1 pseudogene is annotated in these 554 nt (G+C 60.3%); it reads right to left on the bottom strand.

From position 1 onward, the window contains the following. Positions 1 to 527 (bottom strand): annotated as a pseudogene (locus LC039_RS26790) (hypothetical protein); the annotation flags it as partial. Between the last annotated feature and the right edge of the window lie 27 nt (positions 528 to 554).

Below are 554 nucleotides of genomic sequence, written 5' to 3'. Positions count from 1 at the left end.
AAGACGAGAAACGATCCGCAGCCGTTCTTTTGATACAGCGGCAGGTCGCTCTCACGTACGCGTTCATGAACCCGCTTCAGCGGCCCCTCAATATCTGCGACACCACGCCGGCGGTTTCGACCTTCGGCACCAGCGAGACACGACAGGATCTCGCTCTTGTATGTCGCGAAGCTCGCCTTGCTCACTCCGACCGCCGCCGGATACGTGCTCTCGAAAAAGGCCACGACCTCGCGGCGACAAACCGGGCGCGTCTCTGGGACCCAATTTGCCTTGAGCATGAGCCACCGCAAACGCCTTGCCTGCCGATGCGATTTTGCACGTTTCGGGCCATCGCCCTGGCCGGCACTCAACTCTGAGATCAGATCTCCATAGGTGCGGCTTGCAGACACCGGCAAGCTTACCAAGGATCGACCAGTAGCGCGCTCGAGCGCAATAAGGGTTGAGCGCTTCGGTGTAAGCCCACGAAGTCGCAGGATGTCCGAGACCGCTTTCTCACCCAGCCCTGCCGCCAACGAGAGCGCGCGCATGGAAGTGTTCGTCTCCTCGAGATATTG

Origin of the sequence: Alloyangia pacifica (assembly GCF_020524285.1) — a bacterium.
GTDB lineage: Bacteria > Pseudomonadota > Alphaproteobacteria > Rhodobacterales > Rhodobacteraceae > Salipiger > Salipiger pacificus_B.
The sequence above is the reverse complement of the archived record's forward strand: the minus strand, read 5'-3'. Positions and strand labels throughout refer to the sequence as shown.